Consider the following 6349-nt stretch of genomic DNA (forward strand, 5'->3'; position numbering starts at 1 on the left):
TACCAGCCGTGAAAGCTTACCGCGGTCATGTTCTTCCAGGCGTTCGATCTCTTCTTTGTTAAAAAGCGCCTTCATCGTGATATCAAGTGTATGCAGGTATATCTCGCAGCCGCTGCCTATCACGATCTTCGCCGCCTCCGGATCGACAAAAAAGTTGAACTCCGTGGCAGAATTGACATTGCCCGGCGCATACACCGCGCCGCCCATGATCACGATCCTTTCCACGTTGTCCTTACAGTCGGGCGCTTTCAAAAACGCCTGTGCGATGTTCGTAAGCGGGCCTAAGCACACCAGCGTAATCTTTTCCGTTGTCCTGCTCAGCGTTTGCACAATAAAGTCTGTTGCGTGCATGCTCTGTACCTTACCCGCATGAACGTCGATCTTCTGGTTTCCCAGCCCGTTTTCTCCGTGTATCTTCACGCCCGAATTATTGTAAAGCGGTCTCTTTAAGGGGCTCGAGCTTCCTGCATACACAGCAATATCCGCCGCATCCGCAAAAGCCAATATGTCGAGTGCATTGCGTACTGTGTTTTTCAAGATGCTGTTGCCCGCAACCACGCTCACCCCCACGATGTCAAATTCCTTTGCACGTGTCGCCAGCGCGAGCGCCACCGCGTCGTCGTGTCCCGGATCACAGTCGATCAATATTTTTTGCATATCCCGCCGCTCCTTTTCTTTTTTTATTATTATAGCAGAACACATGCTTTTAAACAAAAAACTGATATTTTGGCTCATAAAAGGGTAATAATGATATAAGGATACATTCAGGGAGGAATATGATATGAAAAACCGGAATATAAAAAAGACTGTGACCGGCCAGAAAACGATAGACGGTGCGGGCGTGCATCTCGTACGTGTCATCGGCTATCACGATACGCAGGACTTCGATCCGTTTTTAATGCTGGACGCATTTGATTCCAAAAATCCGGACGACTATATCAAGGGGTTTCCCTGGCATCCGCACCGCGGGATAGAGACGCTCACCTACCTGATCCACGGCGATATCGAGCATGGCGACAGCATGGGCAATAAGGGGAGCATCTGCGACGGCGGCTGCCAGTGGATGACAGCGGGCAGCGGCGTACTTCATCAGGAAATGCCGCAGGCGTGCGACCACATGCTCGGCTTCCAGTTGTGGCTCAACCTACCGTCAGAAAACAAAATGGCGGAGCCCAGATATTTTGATATCACGTCCGATATGGTCACCACCCTGCAGGACGAAACAAGCACCATCCGCATCATCGGCGGCTACTACAACGGCTATACGGGCCCCACACAGGGCGAATATGTAAAGCCGAACATCTATGATATTTCCCTTGCGCCGGATGCGCAATTGCATTTTCCCACAGACGAGCAGCACAATGTGTTTGTATATGTTGTAGATGGAAGCGCTTCCTTTGGGGACAGCAAAAAAGAGATTCCCTTTCACACCGCCGCTTTGTTTGATGATGGTACCGACTTTACGGTGCACGCCGGCAAGGATGGCGTACGCTTCATCTTTTTCTCCGGCAAACCGCTGCACGAAGGGATTGCCTGGGGCGGCCCTATCGTCATGAATACGCGTGAAGAACTAAACCATGCCTTCCACGAGCTGGAGGAAGGGACATTCATCAAGCATAAGTAAAGTTTTCTTATGATTCTTCTCAAAAAATAGTTGCGTGCGCAATCAGTTTGTTATATAATAACAACATAAGTTGCGTGCGCAACTATTTTTGCGTCGTGAAAAGAGGTGCCCTGTGAAAGAAAAATATTCCCTCAGTAAATACGCTTCGATCATCAACCGTTTCAGCATGCAGTTTTTCGACCACCAGCTCAGTGATTCACAGATCGGGGCGGGGCAATATTTTTTCCTCGCGCGTATTTCCGAACAGCAAGGGCTGACCGCCCAGGAGCTTGCTGCCAAGGGGCACTTTGATAAGGCGACCGCCACGCGCGCGCTGCAGCGGTTAGAAGAGCTTTCCTACATCCGCAGGGAAGCAGACGCCGAAGACAAGCGCAAATGCCGCTTTTACACCACGCCCAAAGCAAAGCCGATCAACAATAAAGTGTATGCCGCGGTAGACCGGTGGAACGATATCTTACAGCAGGGTATGACGCAGGAAGAAGTCGCCCTTACAAAAAAAATGATGGATCAGATGGCGAAAAACGCCTATGAATATATTTCAAGTTTGATTGAGGGGGACAAAAATGGAAGAAGCAACGATCTCTGAACCAAGTACTATCACAAAAAATCCGTTGGGATATCAACCCATCGGCAAGCTGCTGCGAAGCTTTGCGCTTCCGGCAATCATTTCCTGCCTTGTTAATTCGATCTACAACATTGTCGACCAGATCTTTATCGGTCAGGGCATCGGTTATCTCGGCAACGCCGCTACGACGATCTCCTTCCCAATCATGACGGTGCTCGCTGCCTTTGCGACGCTCATCGGCACAGGCGGCAGCGCGTACGCGGCCTTAAAGCTCGGCGAAAAGAAAGAAGAAACCGCACAAAAAACGCTCAATAACGTATTGGTACTAAGCATTATCCTGAGTGCGGTCATCATGACAGTAGGACTCCTGTCCTTAGACCCGCTGCTTCGTATGCTCGGCGCGACAGACGCCACCCTGCCCTACGCGCACGACTACGCATTCGTGATCCTGCTGGGTACGCCGTTTTCCATCATCAGCATTGCGCTTTCCAACATGGCGCGCACAGACGGCAGCCCGCGCCTTTCCATGTACAGCATTCTGATCGGCGCAGTGCTCAATACAATACTTGACCCGATATATATTTTTGTGTTCCACTGGGGCGTTACGGGTGCGGCCATCGCGACCATCACCTCACAGCTCATTTCCACGATCGTGCTTCTTGTTTATTTTGCGCGGAGAGGCAAAAGCATGCAGTTTCACAAAAAATATATGCGGCTTTCCGGACGCGTGTGCAAGATGACGTTCACGCTCGGCATCTCGTCCTTTGTAACACAGGTGGTCGCCTGCGTCATGCAGGTCGTGATGAACAACACACTCGTCTATTATGGCAACCAGAGTCCCGTGGGCGGCGACGCGGCGCTGTCCGCTATGGGTATCGTAATGAAGGTCGCCATGATCCTCGCCTCCGCCTGTATTGGCATCGGCATCGGCGCACAGCCCATTCTGGGCTTTAACCGCGGTGCAAAACAGCCCAAACGCATCAAACAAACATACATTATGGCGGCATGGATCTCCACCGCCGTCGTGTCAGTCTCATGGTTGTTGTGCCAGCTGTTCCCCGAACAGATTCTAAGCCTGTTTGGCAGCGAAAACGCAAACTTTACGGCGTTCGCGGTAAAGGCCATGCACATCGCCCTGCTCGGCATCTTCTGCTCCGGCTTCCAAATCGTTTCCACAAGCTATTTCCAGGCGACCGGACAGCCTTTAAAGGCAACCGTGCTCTCTATGCTGCGGCAGCTGTTGCTGCTCATCCCCACCATGCTGATCATGCCGCTTTTCTTTGGCCTCGACGGTGTGCTGTTTGCCTTCCCCATCGCAGATATCGGCTCCGCGGTCATCGTAGCCTTCTTCATGATCTATGAAATGAAAAAACTGAACCGCTGGATCAAAACAGAGGACGAGGGCCGGCTAATCATGGCAGGTATCTAGAATATCCTTTTACATAAAAAGAGCCTGTACGTATTGTACCGGCTCTTTTTGTCTTACTATATTATATGGTTTCCCGTTTGTCATATCAGTTCCTCATCAAATGTCTTGATAGCGATCGCCGTCTCGATGCGCTTTTTCTCTGTTTCGCAGCCGATCTTATACGGCTTGCGGATACTGCCTGTCGCGTGGTACGCGTTCGCCGCGCAGCCACCCGAGCAATAATACTTGGCCCAGCATTCGCTGCATCCCTGCTTTGTAAAAACATGCGTATCCAGGAATCCCTGCTTGACCACCTGATCAACGTCCTCTTTAAATACGCTGCCCATATAAAAATCCTCCATGCCTGCAAACTGGTGGCACGGGTAAAGCTGCCCGTCTGCCGAGACAGCAAGATATTCACTGCCTGCCCCACAGCCACGTAAGCGCTTATTAAGGCACGGCCCCGCATTGAGATCGATCATAAAATGAAAGAAGTTAAATCCCTTCCCCGCCTTTTCGCGCTTGATATATTCGCGCGCCAGCATCTCATATTCGTGCTTTATCTGCGGCAAATCCTCCTCGCGGATCGCGTAGCTTTCGCCCGTCACAACAGGCTCCACCGAAACCTGATCGAATCCCGCGTCTGCGATCGCGCACACGTCACTCGCAAAATCGAGGTTTTCCGCCGTGTATGTGCCACGCACATAATACTCCTGCCCCGCCCGACCGTCAATGATCTTATGCGCATTTTGCAACACCTTGTCATAGCTGCCTTCGCCCGCGACATTTTTGCGCATCTTGTCATGCACTTCCTTGCGTCCGTCCATGCTGATGACCACGTTTTTCATCTCTTTATTGATGAAGTCCGCCATCTCGTCCGTCACATGGTACGCATTCGTCGTCAGCGTGAAGCGGATGTTTTTGCCGTGCAGCTTTTCCTGCTCGCGTCCATATTCCACCGCGCCCTTCACGACCTCAAAATTCATCAGCGGTTCACCGCCGAAAAAGTCGATCTCAAGATTCTTTCGGTTTCCCGAATGCGCGATCAGAAAATCGATCGCCGCCTTTGCGGTTTCTAAACTCATCAGCGCACGCGTACCGTGATATTCTCCGGTCTCTGCAAAGCAGTACGAACAACGCAAATTACAATCCTGCGCCACAAGCAGGCACAGCGCCTTGATGACCGGCGTATTGAACTGCACGTCCTCTCCATCGATCTCACATGCAGAATACAACAATCCCTGCTCTGTAAGCTCTCTGATTTCTTCCAATATCTCACGCGCTTCCTCGCCCAGATCGTTTATGATCTGCTCGTCCGTCTTGCCCGCGTTTTTAAATGTCAGCACGCTCATCGCGTCCTTGTCGATCGCGTGCACCGAGCCCGACTCTACGTCAAGCGCCGCATAATGCCCGCAAAATTCTATTAAATGAACCATACTTAGTTGCACTCCCTTTGTTTAAAGTTGTTTTACTTCGACGAACATAGCCAGCAAGTGTTCCTACCATCGTCTAACCCGCGTGCGGCAAAGAGCACGATACCACCGATCCTCAGACGTGATGCGGTGTTTGCTTCCGACGTCTTTGCAAGCGCAGCGCGCAGACTCGGAATGCAAATAGCCATCTAAGGCTGCGGTAAATTACCTCCGTAGGAAGTATGGCGGATGCGGCTTTGGTTCAATCTCGTCTTCCCCACACATAGAAAAATGACGGCATTGTGTCCCCACACTGCCGTCACCCAATTTACAGTTGATCTCTTATGCCTTTTTCTCGCACTTCTGGTTCGCAAGCGTGCAAGAGGTCTTGCAAGCCGACTGGCAGGACGTCTGGCACTCGCCGCAGCCGCCTGTTTTCAGCGTATCTTTTAAGTTGCTCTTGGTTATCGTTTTAATATGTTTCATATGACAAACCTCCTCAAGGAAACTTTCCGTCAATAAGTGTATCACGATTACGAAACAATTTCAAGTGTTACGAAACCCTTACTTTTTCTTTTTTGTTCCCTCTTTTTTCGGCTCGTCTTTTTTCGGTTCTTCTGTTTTCGCCGCTTCTTCCTTCTTCGTTTCCTCTACCTTTTCAGTGGTTTTCCCCTCTTCAAAGCTCTCAACAGAAGCAATCGCGCCTTTGGAGATAACCAGCTTCGCCTTATCAGGGCCGCATTCAAAGGTGATCAGGTCTTCCTTAATAGAGACGATCTTACCATAAAAGCCGCCGATCGTTTTGATGTTGTCTCCAACACGCAACGTCGAAAGCATATCTTTAAATTTCTTTTCTTTCCGCTTGTTCGGAACGATGATCAACACTACAAAAATGACGATCAGCAGGATCGGAAAAAGCAGCGTCATCGCATTTCCGCCCGTGAGGCCGCCTAAAACATCTGTACCCATAAACTCATATACCGCCTTTCAATTTTACAAAAAATGTACATTTATTATCATATCGTTTGTACGCGCTTAAGTCAACCATTATTTGCGTCCGGCACGCCTCTTTTTCCCTGAAAAACAGCCCTTTTGCGGTGCCTCGCAAAGGAACCCTATTCCTTACACAGATCGAACAGCCGCTGGTGCGACAGTTCCTTTTGTCCAAGCTCCCCGACAAGTTTGCCGTTGCGGATCACCATCACGCGGTCGCACATGCCCGACAACTCAGAAAAATCAGAGGATACCAGTATAATCCCCGCGCCCTTTCGGATCAGCTCATTGATGATATTGTATATCTCCACCTTGCCCGCAATATCCACACCCTTGGTCGGTTCATC

Annotated in this window: 8 protein-coding genes and 1 pseudogene; 3 read left to right on the forward strand and 6 right to left on the reverse strand. The window is 50.4% G+C overall.

What is annotated here, in order from left to right; all coding sequences use genetic code 11:
• Window positions 1-657 (reverse strand): nucleoside hydrolase (locus VB081_RS06705; RefSeq protein ID WP_323400058.1); only part of this gene is annotated, 657 nt, incomplete at its 3' end.
• A gap of 124 nt (window positions 658-781) precedes the next feature.
• Between VB081_RS06705 and VB081_RS06710 the strand changes: the two genes are divergently transcribed.
• From VB081_RS06710 to VB081_RS06720, 3 genes are all read left to right on the forward strand, one after another.
• A complete protein-coding gene (locus VB081_RS06710) occupies window positions 782-1624 on the forward strand; it encodes a pirin family protein (RefSeq protein ID WP_323400059.1) in 843 nt (280 codons plus the stop codon).
• A 112-nt stretch (window positions 1625-1736) separates the two neighbouring features.
• On the forward strand, window positions 1737-2210 hold the full coding sequence (locus tag VB081_RS06715) for a MarR family winged helix-turn-helix transcriptional regulator (protein WP_323400060.1): 474 nt from the start codon (window positions 1737-1739) through the stop codon (window positions 2208-2210).
• Window positions 2188-3618, forward strand: coding sequence for an MATE family efflux transporter (locus tag VB081_RS06720; protein ID WP_323400061.1), 1431 nt, complete (start codon window positions 2188-2190; stop codon window positions 3616-3618). The genes VB081_RS06715 and VB081_RS06720 overlap by 23 nt, the downstream gene beginning before the upstream one ends.
• A gap of 80 nt (window positions 3619-3698) precedes the next feature.
• On the opposite strand, the gene scfB is transcribed toward VB081_RS06720, so the two are convergent.
• From scfB to VB081_RS06745, 5 genes and pseudogenes are all read right to left on the reverse strand, one after another.
• Complete coding sequence (scfB, locus tag VB081_RS06725) at window positions 3699-5033, reverse strand: thioether cross-link-forming SCIFF peptide maturase (protein WP_323400062.1); 1335 nt, start codon at window positions 5031-5033, stop codon at window positions 3699-3701.
• A 32-nt stretch (window positions 5034-5065) separates the two neighbouring features.
• Window positions 5066-5218: a hypothetical protein gene (locus tag VB081_RS06730; RefSeq protein ID WP_323400063.1), complete on the reverse strand. Its 153-nt coding sequence runs from the start codon at window positions 5216-5218 to the stop codon at window positions 5066-5068.
• A gap of 133 nt (window positions 5219-5351) precedes the next feature.
• A complete protein-coding gene (scfA, locus tag VB081_RS06735; protein ID WP_066646629.1) occupies window positions 5352-5495 on the reverse strand; it encodes a six-cysteine ranthipeptide SCIFF in 144 nt (47 codons plus the stop codon).
• 78 nt (window positions 5496-5573) lie between these two features.
• A complete protein-coding gene (yajC, locus tag VB081_RS06740; protein WP_323400064.1) occupies window positions 5574-5978 on the reverse strand; it encodes a preprotein translocase subunit YajC in 405 nt (134 codons plus the stop codon).
• 146 nt (window positions 5979-6124) lie between these two features.
• Window positions 6125-6349: pseudogene (locus VB081_RS06745) on the reverse strand (sugar ABC transporter ATP-binding protein); the annotation flags it as partial.

It is taken from the genome of Christensenella sp. (assembly GCF_034927525.1).
Classification (GTDB): domain Bacteria; phylum Bacillota; class Clostridia; order Christensenellales; family Christensenellaceae; genus Christensenella.